The following is a 14,786-nucleotide window of genomic DNA, read 5'->3' as shown; positions in this document are numbered from 1 at the left end:
CTCCGCGCACTCCTCACCCTCGAAGGTCTGGATGGAGTGGCAAGGGGATGGCCTGGCGATGCTCCCGACGGGCCGCGCGTTCGACACCGTCCGCATCTCCGCGGCGATCATTCACGCCGCAGCCCAGAGCGGCGACTCGGCCACCGTCGCCGCGTACCTCGGCCGCGTCATGGACGGGCCCGTCATCCACGACGCCTACGACACCAGCGTCTGGTACTACACCCTCGTGGCCGTCGGCAGCTGTGCCCAGTACGACAGCCCGACGTCACACTCCTTACCCCCGAGACGACGTGGCTCGGCATCCCCGAACTTCACCGCACCGCCAAGCCCGGGGCGTACTGGCCGATCCCGCCACGGCGCCGAGAGGACTACTGCATCCCGGCCGGTGTCGACGAGGTCATCCGCCTCGGCCGCCGGCGCGCCGCCGAGTCAACCGTCGGCGCCCCGGCCGGGCCCTGCCTCGACGCGATCGCGGAAGAGTGCGAGGCCCTGCTCGCCGACGCCCCGGCCCACGCGGACGCGCTGTCGCTGGAGGACGCGACCGCCGCAACCATGCGCTACCGCGGCCACCTCGGAGCCCTGCTGCCAGCGGTCCAGGACGCTGCTACCGGGCTCCACTTCGCCGACCCGGCGCGCAGCCGGCTCCTGCTCGGCATCACGGAAGCACACCGACAACTCGCCCTCGACAGCGAGTCGTCCAACCTCCCACAGCAGTGGGAGCACGCACGGCGCCTGGCCCGCTGCTGCCTCGCTCAGGTGAAGACCCTGCGCGCTCGTCTCGATCGTCGGGCGTGGGGCCTTGATCTGGACGGCCCAGCGCCACCGCCATAAGATCCGCCCGTGATCCGCACAGTCGCCTTCGACATCGGTGAAACCCTTGTACGCGACGATCGTTACTGGGCGGCGACGGAGTTCTTCGCCCGCGTCCTCGAAGCGGCCGGGACGGGACCCGACGAAACGCTCTACGTCGGCGACCACCCGGCGAACGACCTTGCGCCCGCGCACACCGCGGGCCTGCTCACCGCACACCTACGACGCGGCCCATGGGGATATCTGTGGGCGGACACCCCCGAGGCGGCCACTGCTGACTGGCGCGTCGACTCCCTCCACGACGTTGTACGGATCGTCGGCGGCTAGCGTCGAGCTTGGAGCCCCGTTGCCAAGCGACTCCACTATCGAGCTGGGGCGCCGAAAGCTGGCCACTCTGGGCGCGTGGGGAGTGCGGCAGCCCGGCGCCTGGTGAGACGGCCGTCCGGTGCTCCGACCCCGTGTCGGAGCGGATCAAGCCAGTGCTCCCGTCTGGGTGACTGCTGTCGGTCGAGCCACCGAGATGGGCTGATTCACTGCCCATGGAGCGGGCCCGCCTTGCCTTCAGGCGGGTGCACTGCAAGGCTCCCTTTGGATCGAATGGCGCACCGGGGTACCCGGGGTGAAGCCTTGATCCTCTTCTCGAACGGTTGCCGTCCGAGCGCGAGCGTCGGCAAGGCACGATGCCCGCCATCACCATTTCCGGGCGTTTGACCGCAAAAGTTGCCATTTGAGCTTGAGTGCGGGCCAAGCTGGTCACTGGGCGCAGAGCCCGTTCCTACTGGCCCGACCGACGTTGGGGAATCATGAAGACATCGAAGTACCGTGCCGTTCCGCTGGCTGCCGGGCTGGCGCTGGCCGTGGTCACCGCTGCCGTGCCGGCGGCCGCTCAGTCCCACCATGCTCCAGCAGCCCAGCGCGTGACGCTGACGAACGTGGACGACGGCCGGACCGTGGCCCTGGCGGCCGGGGACGACGTCAGCGTCATGCTCACCGGCTACCGCAGCCAAGGGCTCAACTACACCTGGAGCATTCCGCAGTCCAGCACCCCCGACGTGCTCCGACGCACCACGGGCGGCACGACACCGACGGGCAGTGCCAGCGGCGTCCTCCACGCGGAGAAACTCGGCGTCGCCACGATCACCGCAACACGCCACTGCCGCCCGGACCCCGGCCGCATCTGCCCCGGGGCCGTCTTGCTCTGGAAGGTCACGGCCGAGGTGAAGTGACGGGGCACCCCGCCGACCTCTGCAGCCACCGCACAAGTTCGCGCAAGTTCCTGGTATCCACGAGCTGCTGGGGCGCACGATCGGGCATGGCAGGTCCGCCCGAGAACGACATGAGGAGGCACGACGGCGCTCATCAAGCTCGGCCAGGACCCGGAGAGCCCTGACGGCAAGTCGCCGACCCTGTACCTGGACGACGAGAAGGACACGTACCTGGTGCAGGGCTGGAAGGTCGCGGACGAGGCCCGGCGCTCGCAGCTCGGTCTCCCCGGGCACGAGGATGTGGTGGAGATCCCGAAGCGCATGGTGCGGTTCTTCCCGGAGGTGAACGGCGGTGGCGTTGCCGACTCTTGAGGACCGGCTGCGGGGCTGCACCCGTTCGGCCGTCCACCTGGAGATGCGCGACGGGTACATGCGCTCCGACCCCCGGTTCGTCGCCTGGCAGAACGGGGCCCGGGACGACCCGGCCGACAGCGACCCGGACCGGCGTCCCTGGCTGCGTCTGGTCGGCGATCTCGTCGCCCAGGGGGTCGCGGTGCGGCGGGCCCGTATCGTGTCGGAGCCGGTAGCCGACTACATCAAGTTCGAGCATCACCTGACCGGGCCCAACGTGAAGGCAGGCGAACAGGTCCGGTGGCTGCCGCGTCGCCGGACCTCCGGGCTGGCGCTGCCCGGCAACGACTTCTGGCTCTTCGACGGGGCGTCCGTTCTCTTCCACCACTTCGCCGGTGATGGGGAACTCGCTCCGGACGACGAGGAGTTCACGGATGACCCGAGGGTCGTCAAGCTCTGCGCCGACGCTTTCGACGCAGTGTGGACCCTTGCCGTCGACCACTCGGAGTACGCACCTCATTGAGCAGTTCGTCTTCCAGCGTCGCCGAAGCCCGCAGGGCCCTCGGCGGGCGGCTGCGCGAGATCCGGAAGGAGGCGGGGCTGACCGCGCGGGCGCTGGCCGAGCGGTCAGGGTGGCACGAGTCCAAGTGCAGCCGCATCGAGCACGGACGGACCGTTCCGTCGGACGGAGACATCCGCGCCTACACACTGCACTGCGACGCCCAGGACCAGACCGCCGATCTCATCGCCACGACCCGAGCTGTCGAGGGCATGTATGTCGAGTGGCGCCGGATGGAACGTGCAGGCCTCACGCACGTCCAGCAGTCCGTCGCGCCGCCGTTCGAACGCACCCGCCGCTTCCGCGTCTACCAATCCTGGGTGATTCCGGGCCTGCTCCAGTCAGCGGCCTACACGCGCGCCGTGCTGGGCACCGTGGCCCACGTACGAAACGTGCCCGGGGACGTCGACGACGCCGTGGCCGTCCGTATGGACCGGCAGCGCGTCTTGCACTCCGGTGATCACCGATTCGCCATGCTCGTCGAGGAAGAGGAATGGGTGCTGCGCACGGTCATCGGGGACAGTGACACCATGACCGACGCTCTCGGCCACCTGCTCTCCGTCGCGTCGTTGCCCTCGGTCAGCCTTGGCATCATCCCGCTGGGCACTCCGCGCGGCGCGGGTTGGCCGGTCGAGTCCTTCACCCTGTACGACGACGCCCAGGTGAACGTGGAGCTCGTCTCCGCGCATCTGACAGTGACACAGCCCGGCGAGATCACGCAGTACGCGAAAGAGTTCGCCGCACTGTCCGCGATCGCCGTGTATGGCACACAGGCCAAGGCGTTGATCACTGCGGCGGTCGACGCCCTCGCGTAACCGGCGCGCAAGTCCACACACGTTCGTAGACCCCACCCCCTGCTCGGTTTCAGCCTGGGTGATGTCCAGCGATCAAGTCGGGGAGCATCCATGGCGGCCGAGGAACACACTGCCGACCTGCCGGCGGGACTCACCGCATGGGTGCTGGACTGCGCACCCGCGCCGCGCTGCGGGGTCTGCGCCGCCAACTGGAGACAGCTCACAGCCGCCAGGAACGCCGAAAACATCGCGCAGGCCGCCCGGCACGCCACAGAGATCCGTGACCACGCCTCCGGAATCCATCAGTGATGGACATGCCGGCCTCCTCAGGGCAGCCGGACGGAGGCCCGTGCCACGGCAGAGACGATGCGGGCAGACCTGGCGGCGCTCAGCATGCAGGAAAGCGGCTGGGGCTGCATCCAACCCACCGTCACCAACACGGCTAACCCGTACGCACACCGGGAAGCGGTCCGCGCTGGCGTGGTCAAGGAGGGAATACGCCACGCATGCTCCAGGCGTCACCACCACCGACAGCTGATCTTCCCCGTCTTGCGGATCTGCCGAGCAAAGATCTTGCCCGACTCAAGCAGGTATCGCTGGCCGTCCGACCATGCCGACCTCGACCTCCAGGACCCGGCGCTGAAGACTTCGGGGGAGCTGGGGGTACCGGTTGGATCGCCTCTGGCGCCATGAGGAGATTGACGAAAGAGGCAGCAGGTGAACCTGACCGCGGGGGTCGCGGTAGTACAAGGTCCGATCACTGAGAACAAAATCCCCGTCTGGAGCAGGGAAGTACGCCTTGACCTCATCGACTGACCAGCCCTGCGGCGGTACGGGCGCCTGAAGTGTGAGATCGTCCGCGCTGCTCGCGACGGGCGTCTCTCCCCCCAGAAGACAATCTCCGAGCGCCCGGGTCCTCTCGGCTGCTGGACGCCGCCCCAAGAGGCTCGGGACTTGGCCCGCACGGACGCACACGTGCAGCGGTACGGGCAAGCCCTGCTTGTGCACGCCCTAACTGATGAACAACGAGAGCACGTTCATTGGCCGGAACCGCAAAGAGTTCTTCTCGAAGAACTCTTTGCGAAGAACTCTTTGCGGTCTATCGTGCGTGGCATGACCGATTCACGCGAGAGTGGTTCGAGTGGCAAGCAGGCGCCGGATGTTGGGCCCAGGGCCGTCGTCCTGGACGCGAAAGGGCTGCGTGCCATGGCGCATCCCGTACGTGTGCAGCTGGTCGGGCTGTTGCGGCGGCACGGGCCCTCGACGGCCACGCGGCTCGCCGAGCGGCTCGGGGTCAATTCCGGTACGGCCAGCTATCACCTGCGCCAGCTCGGCGCGGCGGGGTTCGTCGAGGAGGACGCCGAGCGCGGGAACGCACGGGAGCGCTGGTGGCGTTCGGTGCATCAGGCGACGTGGTTCGAGGAAGGGGACCTGGCCGAGCAGGAGCCCGAGGCCGCGCTGACGTATATGCAGTCCGTGGCCACCACGTACGCCCAGCGCGCCCAGCGCGCGATCAACGAGCTCGCCACGATGCCCCGTTCCTGGCGGGACACCTTCGACATGAGCGACTGGACGCTGCAACTCACGGCGGAGGAAGCCACCTCCCTCGACGAGGAGTTGAGGGCCGTCATCAACCGCTACCGGCGGGCCGTTCCGGAGGGCGCGGCCGGTGCCCCCGAGGGCGCCGAGCGGGTCTCCGTCATCGTGCACATCCTGCCCGACCTCGGTGAGACCGAGGAGTCGGGGCCGGAGTCGTCGTGACGGCGGAAGCGGTGGAAGCGGAACGGATATCCGGCGCGCGGTCCTTACGGCCGCTCGGTGGCGTACTGGCCGCGATGGCCGTCTCGTTGACCGGTACCCGGATCTCCGCCATCGCCCTGCCCTGGTTCGTGCTCGCCACCACCGGCAGCGCCACCCGGACAGGACTGGTGGCGTTCTGCGAGATGGTCCCGTACGTCGTGGTCAAGGCGTTCACAGGACCGCTGGTGGACCGGGCCGGGCCGCGTTCCGTGTCATGGGTGACCGATGTGATCAGCGCGAGCGCCGCCGGTGCGATCCCGCTGCTCCATGTCCTCCACATGCTGTCGTTCTGGCCACTGCTGGTGCTCGTCGCGGTGATCGGCGCGGCCCGTGGTCCCGGCGACCTGGCCAAGGAGGTCATGGTTCCGGAGGCGGCCGAACGCGCTCGGATGCCACTGGAGCGGGCCGCCGGACTGGCCGGTGTGACCGAACGGCTCGCCTCCACAGTCGGCCTGGCGATCGGAGGTGCGGCCGTGGCGTTCCTCGGGCCGCTGACCGCCCTCACCGCCGACGCGGTGTGCTTCGCGTCGGGTTCGGTGATCATCGCTCTTGCCCTGCCTCGGAGGAGTGCGTACGCCTCACCTGCGGCGGAAGGTCCTCCCGAGCACGAGCACAGGCAAGAGCCCGAGCACGAGCCCGGCTATTGGCACCGCTTCGGTGACGGCTTCCGGTTCCTGCGGCAGGAGCCGCTGCTGCTCACCATCATCGTCACGGTCGGCATCCTCAACCTCCTGGACGCGGCGTTCTCCTCGCTGCTCATGCCGGTCTGGGCGCGCGAGTCCGGCCACGGCCCCTCCGCGATGGGCCTGGCCGGCAGCGTGATGGGGTTCGCGGCGGTGGGCGGCAGCCTGATCGCCGCAGCCGTGGCACACCGGATGCGGCGCCGACTGGTGTTCTTCGGCGGCTTTCTGCTCGCCGGAGCGCCGAGGTTCCTCGTGCTCGCCGCCGACGCGCCGATGTGGGCGGTACTGGTGGTGTTCGCCGCCAGCGGGTTCGGCGCGGGCTTCCTCAATCCGATCCTGGGGGCCATCACCTTCGAGCGGGTGCCGCGGCCGCTGCTGGGCCGGGTCAACGCCCTGGGCGACTCGCTGGCCTGGGCCGGTATCCCCCTGGGCGGGCTGATCGCCGGGGCGAGCGTGGCCTCGTTCGGGCTCACGGCGGTCCTGCTGGCGGGCGGGGCGGCGTACTTCCTCACCACGACCCTGACCGCGCTGCGGCCCGAGTGGCGGGACATGGACCGGGCGCGCGCGAAGGGCACGACCGCGACGGAAACGCGTCAGGGCCCCGCCCACTGACGCGGACGAAGGCCCTGATCGGGGTTTTTCCCGGCTCTTTTCAGAGGCGGTGCATGCGGGTGTAGGGGCTCAGGATGCGGGCGCGTCGGGAGCCGAAGTCGACGAGCATGGCGACTCCGTCCTCGACGCCCACGATCCTGCCCAGGCCGAACTGGTCGTGGGAGACCCGGTCGCCCAGTTCGAAGGTCTTGGCCTGCGGGTCGACCGGAGCTTTGAAGGGACTGGTGGGCAGGTGGCGCCTCGGCGCGGACGGCTGCGTCATGGTCGTACCAGTATGCGCCGTCGCGGCCCGTCCCACTGGCCTTCACTCGTCTCGGATTCGACACGATTGGCCTGTGGGCCCAGCAATGCCGGGCTCAAAGCGTGTCCGGAACAGGTGCGAATAGGCAGATGGTGCATCGTGCGCGGCGTCTCCTGTGGGGTGAACGCTAACGAGTGAACGGCGACGGCTCCGATGCCACCCCCCACGGGAAACACCGGAGCCGTCGGTCTTGCGGGCGGGCTCGCTCACGTATGCGGGCGGGCTCGCTCACGTAACGGAGTCGTACGTACGTGATGTACGTGACGTACGTCCGTTACGTGCGAACTGTTACGACTTCTGCAGCGGGCGGATCGCCGTCGGGGCGTGGCCCGGCTCGGTCGCGAGCTCCTCGAACTCGTTGATCGCGTCGATCTTGACGCCCATCGAGATGTTGGTGATCCGTTCCAGGATCGCCTCGACGACGACCGGGACGCGGTACTCGGCGGCCAGCTTCTTGGCCTCCTCGAAGGCCGGGAGCAGCTGGTCCGGCTCGGTCACGCGGATCGCCTTGCAGCCCAGGCCCTCGACGACCTTGACGTGGTCGACGCCGTAGACGCCCAGCTCCGGGGAGTTGATGTTCTCGAACTCCAGGTTGACCTGGAAGTTGATGTCCAGGCCGCGCTGGGCCTGGCGGATCAGGCCCAGGTAGGAGTTGTTCACGAGAACGTGGACGTACGGGATGTTGTGCTGCGCGCCGACGGCCAGCTCCTCCAGCATGAACTGGAAGTCGTAGTCGCCGGAGAGGGCGACGACCGGGGTCTCCGGGTCGGCCGTGGCGACGCCGAGCGCGGCCGGGATGGTCCAGCCGAGCGGGCCGGCCTGGCCGCAGTTGATCCAGTGGCGCGGCTTGTAGACGTGCAGCATCTGCGCGCCGGCGATCTGGGAGAGGCCGATGGTGGTGACGTACCGGGTCTCCGGGCCGAAGGCGCGGTTCATCTCCTCGTACACACGCTGGGGCTTCAGCGGGACGTTGTCGAAGTGCGTACGGCGCTGGAGCTGCGCCTTGCGCTCCTGCGTGGAGGCCGCCCAGGCGCTGCGGTCGGGGAGCCTGCCCGCGGCCTTCAGCTCCTTGGCCACCTCGACGAAGAGGGTCAGCGCGGCCTTGGCGTCCGAGGCGATTCCGTAGTCCGGCGCGAAGATCTTGCCGATCTGGGTCGGCTCGATGTCGACGTGGACGAACTTGCGGCCCTTGGTGTAGACGTCCAGCTCACCGGTGTGGCGGTTGGCCCAGCGGTTGCCGATGCCGAGGACGAAGTCGGACTCCAGGAAGTTCGCGTTGCCGTAGCGGTGCGAGGTCTGCAGGCCGACCATGCCGGCGTTCAGTTCGTGGTCGTCGGCGAGGATGCCCCAGCCCATCAGGGTGGGGATGACCGGCGTGCCGGTCAGCTCGGCGAACTCGACGAGGAGGTCGCTGGCGTCGGCGTTGATGATGCCGCCGCCCGCGACGATCAGCGGGCGCTCGGCGTCGAGGAAGAACTGGAGCGCCTTCTCGATCTGCGCGCGGGTCGCGGACGGCTTGTAGACCGGCAGCGGCTCGTACGTGTCCGGGTCGAAGTCGATCTCGGTGAGCTGGACGTCGATCGGCAGGTCGATGAGGACCGGGCCGGGGCGACCGGAACGCATCAGGTGGAACGCCTGCTGGAACACGCCCGGGACCTGCGCGGCCTCCAGGACGGTGGTCGCGGCCTTGGTCACCGGCTTGGCGATGCTCGCGATGTCGACCGCCTGGAAGTCCTCCTTGTGGAGCTTGGCGACCGGCGCCTGGCCCGTGATGCAGAGGATCGGGATCGAGTCGGCGATCGCCGAGTACAGGCCGGTGATCATGTCGGTGCCGGCGGGGCCGGACGTACCGATGCAGACACCGATGTTGCCGGCGTCGGCCCGGGTGTACCCCTCGGCCATGTGGCTCGCGCCCTCGACGTGGCGGGCCAGCGTGTGCTGGATGCCGCCGCCGGCCTTGAGTGCCGCGTAGAAGGGGTTGATCGCCGCGCCCGGCACGCCGAACGCGTTGGTGACGCCTTCGCGCTTGAGGATCTCAACTGCCGCTCGGGCAGCGGTCATACGAGGCATGGAGTGCTCCTGCTTCGGCCTGGCGGAGTCGGGCTCTGTCGCGCCACCTGAGAGCCTTAATTCCGTAATGCGGAAGTTTAGTTCTGCGATATGGAAGAAACATAAGGGGCGTACGCAGGCGCGTCAAGGGATCCCAGAAGTCGCCTCCCCCACGGGCCTCGGTGGAGGACGATGGGCGGATCGGGCGGCGAGCGCGGGGTGAAGGGCATGGGCGACGGGGTGGACGACGGGCGCGGCTTCGGCGAGGCCGCAGGTGCCGGGGGCGTCGGTGACGGGCCCGGCTTCGGCCCGGACACAGGCACCGGAGACATCGGCGGGCCCGACCTCGGCTGGGGTGACGACCCCGGCGACATCCGTGCCAACGGATGGTTCCGGGACGGCTGGGCCAGCGGCCTCGGCCGGACCGAAGGCGGCGGCTCGACCGGCAGCGGCATGACTCGTGACGGCATGAGCGGTGGCACCGGTGCGCCAGGAGGCGGAATCGACAGTCCCGGCAGCAGACACCTCGGTGGCGGCACCCCTCGCAGCACGGGCGGCACCGGCAGCGCGGGCGGCACCGGTGGCCCTGGCAACACGGGCGGCCCGGGCAACACGAGCGGTCCCGGCGACACGAGCGGTCCCGGCGACACGCACGGCCCCGGTGGCGGGCACAGGCCGCCCAGGCCCGGTGGTGGGCGCGGCGCCGGTGGCGACGGTGTCGCCGTGCGGTGTCCCGCGTGCCGACGCGAGCACCGGTACACACCGACCTCCTACCCCTGCCCCTGCGGCGCTCCCCTCGCGCCCCCGCTCGCACGCGGCGGCTCGCCCGAGCCGATCACTCATCGCACCTGGAACGAGGACTGGGTCGTCGTGCGCTGCGGCAGGTGCGGGCGGGAGGACCAGTGGCCGCAGCCCGAGCTCGGGTGCTCGTGCGGCACGGTGCTGCGGATCCCCGTACGCCCGGTCACCGCGCCGCCCGTCCCGCTGCCGGTCCACATCCCGGTCCCGCCGACCGCCCCGGCACCGCGTACGGCGTTCCGTCCGGTGACCATCCGTACCGCCCGCGACGCGGTGACGGCGGCGGCGCTCTATCTGAAGTGGCTCGGGTTCCGCGATGTGCTGCAGTCCGAGGCCCGACCCGCCTCCGGGATCGATCTGCGCGGTCCCGGACTGGTCGCCCAGGTCGACCCGACGACCCGCCCGGCCTCCCTGCGGGCCGTGGAGTGCCTGTGGCTGAACGGGCTCAGCAACTCGTCCACCAGCGTGTACTTCTCGCTCGCCGGGTACACCAAGGACGCCCGCACTCGTGGTGACGAGCTGCGCATCCCGCTCTTCGTCATGGACCTCACCGGCACCCCGCAGCCCGTGAACGACGCGGCGGACGAGCTCATCGTCACCGGGCCGTAGAAAGCCGTAGAAATCCGAGGACCCCCTAACCTCAAATCAAGCTCTGAGAACTGCCCTCGCCGCTTCGGACCTCCCCACCCCGGGGACATTCCCCCACAGGCACCCTCGGGGGAGGCGGACGGCCATGTGGTGGTTCATCGGGGCGGCGGGCATCCAGCTGATCACGGCGGCGGCACTGCTGCGCCCCGCCCCGGCCCGGCGGGCCTCGCTCGACGCGGTGGCCGCCGCGTGCGTACGGGGTGGGCCCCGGGCGGCCGTGACCGTCGCGCTCACCGGGCTCCACCTGAGCAACACGATCGGCGTCGACCGCCCCGGCACCGTATCCGTACGCGTCGCAGAGCTCCCCGTACGGCTGCCCGATCCGCTTCAGCACGCCGTCGCCACGTCGCTGCGGACGCCGATGGACGCGCGGGCGATCATCACGCGACCCAGGGTGCGGCAGACGCTCGACAACCTGCTCGACGGCCTCACCGCCGACGGCCTGCTGCGCCGCCACACGCGATGGACCGCCGCGCAGATCCTGCTGGCGGCGATCCCGTTGAATCTGATGGTGGCCGTGGTGTTCGGACCTCGGCCACACATCACCCAACTCGCCGTCACCGCACTGCTGTTGACCGGAGCCACCGCGCTGCTCTGCCTGCCCCGCCGCACCCCGGCCGCGCACGCCCTCCTCGCCTCGCTGCGTGCCGCACACCCGCTGCCCATGACCCGGCCCCGCCTCCCCGACGGGGAGATCCTGATGCTCGTGGCCCTGCACGGCGATCGCGCCCTGAGCCAACTGCTGCCCCGGTTCGCACGGGAGGCGGGACTCCTCGGCGACCGGGGCAGCACGGACCTGAGCCGCACCCCGATCTGCCAGGTGGTCCCGCCGAGCCCCCACCCCTAAGCGGCTACTCCCCGTACCCCTCCCTCAACTCCACCTTCCGCACCTTCCCACTCACCGTCATGGGGAAGTCACGAAGGATCCGCAGCCTGCGCGGCACCTTGTAACGCGCCAGCCGGTCGCGGCAGAACGCGGCGATGTCGTCGAGCGTCGGCGGGTCGGCGGGGTCGCGCGGGATGACGCAGGCCAGGATCTCCTCGCCGTACTTCTCGTCCGGCACGCCCACCACCTGCACATCGGCGATCTTCGGGTGCGCGTAGAGGAACTCCTCGATCTCGCGCGGGTAGATGTTCTCGCCACCTCGGATGATCATGTCCTTGATGCGGCCCACGACCTGTACGTAACCGTCCTCGCGCAGCACGGCCAGGTCACCCGTGTGCATCCAGCGCCCCGCGTCGATCACCTCGGCGGTCCGCTCCCGTTCGTCCCAGTAGCCGAGCATCACGCTGTATCCACGTGTGCACAGCTCACCCGCCTCGCCGCGCGGCAGGGTGACGCCGGTCGCCGGGTCCACCACCTTCACCTCGACGTGCGGTATCACCCGCCCCACCGTCCCCGTCCGGCGCTCCAGATCGTCGTCGCGGCGGGTCTGGGTGGACACCGGGGAGGTCTCCGTCATGCCGTAACAGATGGACACCTCGGCCATGTTCATCTCGGCGACGACCCGCTTCATCACCTCCACCGGGCACGGCGACCCAGCCATGATCCCGGTGCGGAGCGAGGACAGGTCGTACGAGGCGAAGTCCGGGAGGTTCAGCTCGGCGATGAACATCGTCGGGACCCCGTACAGCGACGTGCACCGCTCCTCCGAGACCGTCCGCAGCGTCGCCGCCGCGTCGAAAGACGGCGCCGGGATGACGACGCACGCGCCGTGCGAGGTGGCCGCGAGGTTGCCCATCACCATGCCGAAGCAGTGGTAGAACGGCACCGGCACACAGATACGGTCCCGCTCGGTGTACGCGATCGACTCCCCGACGAAATACGCGTTGTTGAGGATGTTGTGATGGGAGAGCGTCGCCCCCTTGGGGAAGCCGGTGGTGCCCGAGGTGTACTGGATGTTGACCGGGTCGTCACACGTCAACTCGGCCTTGCGCAAAAGGAGTTGATCGGCCGTCACCTCCTCCGCACGGCTCACCAACCCGTCCCACGACTCGTCCCCGATATAGTGCACCGACCGCAGCGCCGGGCACTCCGGGCGCGCCTGCTCGACCAGCGCCCGGTAGTCGCTGCCCTTGTGTTCCTGCGAGGCGAAGAGCATCGAGATCCCGGCCTGCTTCAGTACGTACGCGAGCTCGTGCGCCCGGTACGCCGGGTTGATGTTCACCATGATGGCGCCGATCCGCGCGGTCGCGTACTGCACGAGCACCCACTCCGGGCAGTTCACCGCCCAGATGCCGACCCGGTCGCCCTTCGCGACGCCGGAGGCGAGCAGGGCGCGTGCCAACTCGCCAACGGACGCGCCGAATTGGGCATACGTCCAGCGCCGCCCCGACGCCACGTCGACCAGTGCCTCGCGCTCGCCGTACAAGGCGATCGCCCGGTCCAGGTTGCGTCCGATCGTGTCGCCGAGCAGCGGCGTACCGCTCACACCGTGGGCATACGAGAGGTCCGTCACCGAAGGTCCCCCTCGTCGTACTCCGCCGACGAACCCGCCGCCGTCGCCTCCCGCAGCTCGATGCGGCGGATCTTCCCGGACACCGTCTTGGGCAGCTCGCCGAACTCAAGTCGGCGGATGCGCTTGTACGGTGCGAGGACCGCGCGCGAGTGCGCGAACAGCACCTTTGCCGTGTCCGGGCCGGGCTCCCAGCCCTCGGCGAGCACGATGTACGCCTTCGGCACGGCCAACCGCAGCGGGTCGGGCGCGGGGACGACGGCCGCCTCCGCCACGGCCTCGTGCTCCAGGAGCGCGCTCTCCAGCTCGAACGGCGAGATCTTGTAGTCGGACGCCTTGAAGACGTCGTCGGCTCGGCCGATGTACGTGATGTAGCCGTCGGCGTCGCGGGCGCCGATGTCGCCGGTGCGGTAGTAGCCGCCGGCCATCGACTCGACGGTACGTTCCGGGTCGCCGTGGTAGCCGGTCATCAGGCCGACCGGGCGGGTGGACAGGTCGAGCGCGATCTCGCCCTCGGCCGCGCCGGGCGCGCCCGTCACCGGGTCGAGGAGCTCCACCGTGTAGCCGGGGCTCGGCCGCCCCATCGAGCCCGCTTTCAGCAACTGCCCTGGCGTGTTGGCGACTTGGACGGCCGTCTCGGTCTGCCCGAAGCCGTCCCGGATGACCCGGCCCCACTCCCGCCGGACCGTCTCGATGACCTCGGGGTTGAGCGGTTCACCGGCCGCGACGACCTCGCGCGGCGGGTTCCGCAGCGCGCTGAGATCGGCCTGGATCAGCATCCGCCACACCGTCGGCGGCGCGCAGAAGCTGGTGACGCCCGCCGCGTCCATCGAGGCCATCAGCCGGGCCGCGTCGAAGCGCGTGTAGTTGTGGATGAAGACGGTCGCCTCGGCGTTCCACGGGGCGAACAGATTGGACCAGGCGTGCTTGGCCCAGCCGGGCGAGGAGATGTTGAGGTGTACGTCGCCGGGCTTGAGCCCGATCCAGTACATGGTCGCCAAGTGCCCGATCGGGTACGACACATGGGTGTGCTCGACGAGCTTGGGCCGGGCGGTCGTACCGGAGGTGAAGTAGAGCATCAGCGGGTCGTCGGCCCGGGTGACCCCGTCCGGCTCGAAGGACGCGTCCATCCCGAACGCGTCGTCGAAGTCCAGCCACTCGGGAACGGGGGCGGCGCCCTGAGCCTTCACCGCGATCCGCGTGTACTCCCCCGGCACCTCCCCGAACTTCCCCGTGTCCTCCGCCCGCACCACCACATGCCGGGCCCGCCCCCGCTCGATCCGGTCGCGCAGATCCACCGGACCCAGCAGGGGTGTGGCCGGGATGACGACCGCGCGCAGCTTCATCGCCGCGAGCGCGGTCATCCACAGCTCCTGCTGGTTGCCGAGCATCACCACCACCCGGTCCCCGGCCCGTACACCCTGGGCTCGAAGCCAGTTGGCGACCTGGTCGGAGCGCAGCGCCATCTCCGCGTACGAAAGGATGGTCTCGCGGCCGTCCTCCTCGACGATGTGCAACGCGGTCGCCGTGTTGCCCTCGGCGATCACGTCGAACCAGTCGAGCGCCCAGTTGAAGTGCTCGGGGCGCGGCCAGGCGAACCCCTGACAGGCCGTCGCGTAGTCGTCCCGGTGCTCCAGCAGAAAATCCCGCGCGGCCCGGAACTCCTCCGTGGCGCCGTGTGCGTCCATATGCCCTCCTCGTTGCCTGGCCTCTCTCTACC

At 69.7% G+C, this 14,786-nt stretch carries 15 protein-coding genes; 11 read left to right on the top strand and 4 right to left on the bottom strand.

The window, feature by feature from the left end; all coding sequences use genetic code 11:
* Positions 1-36: 36 nt before the first annotated feature.
* From BG418_RS41310 to BG418_RS38640, 9 genes are all read left to right on the top strand, one after another.
* Complete coding sequence (locus BG418_RS41310) at positions 37-831, top strand: DUF6415 family natural product biosynthesis protein (protein WP_399001975.1); 795 nt, start codon at positions 37-39, stop codon at positions 829-831.
* Between the two features lie 9 nt (positions 832-840).
* On the top strand, positions 841-1,137 hold the full coding sequence (locus BG418_RS38675) for an HAD hydrolase-like protein (protein WP_188278765.1): 297 nt from the start codon (positions 841-843) through the stop codon (positions 1,135-1,137).
* Between the two features lie 476 nt (positions 1,138-1,613).
* A complete protein-coding gene (locus BG418_RS38670; RefSeq protein WP_188278764.1) occupies positions 1,614-2,036 on the top strand; it encodes a hypothetical protein in 423 nt (140 codons plus the stop codon).
* Between the two features lie 132 nt (positions 2,037-2,168).
* Positions 2,169-2,387 (top strand): hypothetical protein, encoded by a 219-nt coding sequence (locus BG418_RS41055; RefSeq protein WP_188278908.1) that lies wholly within the window; start codon positions 2,169-2,171, stop codon positions 2,385-2,387.
* Positions 2,374-2,889, top strand: a complete 516-nt coding sequence (locus BG418_RS38660) for a DUF6879 family protein (RefSeq protein ID WP_188278909.1) — start codon at positions 2,374-2,376, stop codon at positions 2,887-2,889. Before BG418_RS41055 ends, BG418_RS38660 begins: the two co-directional genes overlap by 14 nt.
* Complete coding sequence (locus BG418_RS38655; RefSeq protein ID WP_188278763.1) at positions 2,886-3,740, top strand: helix-turn-helix transcriptional regulator; 855 nt, start codon at positions 2,886-2,888, stop codon at positions 3,738-3,740. The genes BG418_RS38660 and BG418_RS38655 overlap by 4 nt, the downstream gene beginning before the upstream one ends.
* Before the next feature lie 90 nt (positions 3,741-3,830).
* Positions 3,831-4,028 carry a hypothetical protein gene (locus tag BG418_RS38650; protein ID WP_188278762.1) on the top strand — a complete coding sequence of 66 codons (198 nt, stop codon included), beginning with the start codon at positions 3,831-3,833 and terminating at the stop codon, positions 4,026-4,028.
* 804 nt (positions 4,029-4,832) lie between these two features.
* Complete coding sequence (locus tag BG418_RS38645; RefSeq protein WP_188278761.1) at positions 4,833-5,480, top strand: transcriptional regulator; 648 nt, start codon at positions 4,833-4,835, stop codon at positions 5,478-5,480.
* Complete coding sequence (locus BG418_RS38640; protein ID WP_317453902.1) at positions 5,477-6,814, top strand: MFS transporter; 1,338 nt, start codon at positions 5,477-5,479, stop codon at positions 6,812-6,814. Before BG418_RS38645 ends, BG418_RS38640 begins: the two co-directional genes overlap by 4 nt.
* A 40-nt stretch (positions 6,815-6,854) precedes the next feature.
* Here the strand turns inward: BG418_RS38640 and BG418_RS38635 are convergent, their stop codons facing one another.
* Both BG418_RS38635 and gcl read right to left on the bottom strand, forming a co-directional pair.
* Positions 6,855-7,076 carry a hypothetical protein gene (locus BG418_RS38635; RefSeq protein ID WP_188278760.1) on the bottom strand — a complete coding sequence of 74 codons (222 nt, stop codon included), beginning with the start codon at positions 7,074-7,076 and terminating at the stop codon, positions 6,855-6,857.
* Positions 7,077-7,403: 327 nt separating this feature from the next.
* The gene (gene gcl / locus BG418_RS38630) at positions 7,404-9,185 is read right to left on the bottom strand and encodes a glyoxylate carboligase (RefSeq protein WP_188278759.1); all 1,782 of its coding nucleotides are present in this window, start codon (positions 9,183-9,185) and stop codon (positions 7,404-7,406) included.
* A gap of 702 nt (positions 9,186-9,887) precedes the next feature.
* Between gcl and BG418_RS38625 the strand changes: the two genes are divergently transcribed.
* Entirely contained in the window at positions 9,888-10,571 is a 684-nt protein-coding gene (locus tag BG418_RS38625; protein ID WP_188278906.1) for a hypothetical protein, read from the top strand.
* 124 nt (positions 10,572-10,695) lie between these two features.
* Positions 10,696-11,457: a TIGR04222 domain-containing membrane protein gene (locus BG418_RS38620; protein ID WP_188278758.1), complete on the top strand. Its 762-nt coding sequence runs from the start codon at positions 10,696-10,698 to the stop codon at positions 11,455-11,457.
* A 4-nt stretch (positions 11,458-11,461) separates the two neighbouring features.
* On the opposite strand, the gene BG418_RS38615 is transcribed toward BG418_RS38620, so the two are convergent.
* On the bottom strand, positions 11,462-13,069 hold the full coding sequence (locus tag BG418_RS38615) for an AMP-binding protein (RefSeq protein WP_188278757.1): 1,608 nt from the start codon (positions 13,067-13,069) through the stop codon (positions 11,462-11,464).
* The gene (locus BG418_RS38610; protein WP_188278756.1) at positions 13,066-14,754 is read right to left on the bottom strand and encodes an AMP-binding protein; all 1,689 of its coding nucleotides are present in this window, start codon (positions 14,752-14,754) and stop codon (positions 13,066-13,068) included. Before BG418_RS38610 ends, BG418_RS38615 begins: the two co-directional genes overlap by 4 nt.
* Between the last annotated feature and the right edge of the window lie 32 nt (positions 14,755-14,786).

It is taken from the genome of Streptomyces sp. CBMA152 (genome assembly GCF_014596475.1).
Classification (GTDB): domain Bacteria; phylum Actinomycetota; class Actinomycetes; order Streptomycetales; family Streptomycetaceae; genus Streptomyces.
This window is presented reverse-complemented; position numbering and strand designations above follow the sequence as displayed.

Coding starts and splice junctions, on each gene's coding strand:
- BG418_RS38635 (WP_188278760.1), bottom strand. CDS start 7,076: ATGACGCAGCCGTCCGCGCCGAGGCGCCACCTGCCCACCAGTCCCTTC.
- BG418_RS38650 (WP_188278762.1), top strand. CDS start 3,831: ATGGCGGCCGAGGAACACACTGCCGACCTGCCGGCGGGACTCACCGCA.
- BG418_RS38620 (WP_188278758.1), top strand. CDS start 10,696: ATGTGGTGGTTCATCGGGGCGGCGGGCATCCAGCTGATCACGGCGGCG.
- gcl (WP_188278759.1), bottom strand. CDS start 9,185: ATGCCTCGTATGACCGCTGCCCGAGCGGCAGTTGAGATCCTCAAGCGC.
- BG418_RS38645 (WP_188278761.1), top strand. CDS start 4,833: ATGACCGATTCACGCGAGAGTGGTTCGAGTGGCAAGCAGGCGCCGGAT.
- BG418_RS38670 (WP_188278764.1), top strand. CDS start 1,614: ATGAAGACATCGAAGTACCGTGCCGTTCCGCTGGCTGCCGGGCTGGCG.
- BG418_RS38610 (WP_188278756.1), bottom strand. CDS start 14,754: ATGGACGCACACGGCGCCACGGAGGAGTTCCGGGCCGCGCGGGATTTT.